General features: G+C 68.7%; 3 protein-coding genes. All 3 read left to right on the forward strand.

The genetic code is table 11. The features are described 5' to 3' along the window. Positions 1-393 (forward strand): roadblock/LC7 domain-containing protein (locus CUT83_RS10175; protein WP_101255536.1); only part of this gene is annotated, 393 nt, incomplete at its 5' end. A gap of 66 nt (positions 394-459) precedes the next feature. Continuing rightward, the gene (locus CUT83_RS10180; protein WP_101255539.1) at positions 460-873 is read left to right on the forward strand and encodes a DUF742 domain-containing protein; all 414 of its coding nucleotides are present in this window, start codon (positions 460-462) and stop codon (positions 871-873) included. Continuing rightward, positions 854-1,450 (forward strand): GTP-binding protein (locus CUT83_RS10185; protein ID WP_439144998.1); only part of this gene is annotated, 597 nt, incomplete at its 3' end. The genes CUT83_RS10180 and CUT83_RS10185, both read left to right, overlap by 20 nt.

Raw genomic sequence — 1,450 nt, forward strand, 5'->3', positions numbered from 1 at the left:
CTGAACTGGTTGATCACCAACTTCGTGGACAACACCCCGGGGGTGTCGCACACGGTGGTGGTCTCCGCCGACGGCCTCCTTCTGGCCATGTCCGAGGGGTTTCCGCGGGATCGTGCCGATCAGTTGGCGGCGGTCGCGTCGGGGCTGACCTCGCTGACCGCTGGTGCGTCGCGCATCTTCGAGGGGGGTGCGGTGAATCAGACGGTGGTGGAGATGGAGCGTGGGTTCCTTTTCATCATGTCGATCTCCGACGGTTCCTCGCTGGCGGTGCTGGCGCATCCGGAGGCGGACATCGGTCTGGTCGGGTATGAGATGGCCCTGTTGGTGGACCGTGCGGGTACGGTGCTGACGCCGGACCTCCGCGCCGAACTGCAGGGAAGTCTGCTCAACTAGTCCACGCTCCCCCCACACGAGCACTACAGTCCGCATCGTCGACCACATGCCTCGCTCGGAGGAGCCATGACCCCGCCGCCCGCCTCACCCGGTCCGTACGGTGGCCTGAACGACCACGCGCCGTACGGCGGTGAGGGCGACCAGCCGCTGGTGCGGCCGTACGCCATGACCGGGGGCCGTACCCGGCCGCGCTACCAGCTCGCCATCGAGGCGCTGGTGAGCACCACAGCAGACCCGGCGCAGCTCATGGGCCTGCTCCCGGAGCACCAGCGGATCTGCCACCTGTGCCAGGAGGTCAAGTCGGTGGCGGAGATCTCGGCGCTGCTCGCGATACCCCTGGGAGTGGCCCGTATCCTCGTCGCCGACCTGGCCGAGGCCGGGATGGTGGCGATCCACCAGCCGGGCAGCAGCAGCGAGCCCGGCGGCGCACCGGACGTGACACTGCTCGAAAGGGTGCTCAGTGGACTTCGCAAGCTCTAGCCCGCAGGCCGCCTACCCGCAGGCCGCCCACGGGGCCTCCTCACAGCGTGCCACCACCTCCGCGAAGATCGTGGTGGCGGGCGGGTTCGGCGTGGGCAAGACGACCTTCGTGGGCGCCGTGTCGGAGATCAACCCGCTGCGTACCGAAGCCGTGATGACCGCCGCGTCCGCCGGGATCGACGACCTGACGCACACCGCCGACAAGACCACCACCACGGTGGCGATGGACTTCGGCCGTATCACGCTGGACCAGGACCTGATCCTGTACCTGTTCGGTACGCCGGGCCAGGACCGGTTCTGGTTCATGTGGGACGATCTGGTGCGCGGTGCGATCGGCGCGGTGGTGCTGGTGGACACCCGCCGGCTGGCGGACTGCTTCCCGGCGGTGGACTACTTCGAGAACTCGGGTCTGCCGTTCGTGATCGCGCTGAACGGGTTCGACGGGCATCAGCCGTACACGCCGGACGAGGTGCGTGAGGCGCTGCAGATCGGTCCGGACGCGCCGATCATCACCACCGACGCGCGGCACCGGGCGGAGGCGAAGAGCGCGCTGATCACGCTGGTCGAGCACGCGCTC

Origin of the sequence: Streptomyces barkulensis, from assembly GCF_002843305.1 — a bacterium.
Classification (GTDB): domain Bacteria; phylum Actinomycetota; class Actinomycetes; order Streptomycetales; family Streptomycetaceae; genus Streptomyces; species Streptomyces barkulensis.

Coding starts and splice junctions, on each gene's coding strand:
- CUT83_RS10180 (WP_101255539.1), top strand. CDS start 460: ATGACCCCGCCGCCCGCCTCACCCGGTCCGTACGGTGGCCTGAACGAC.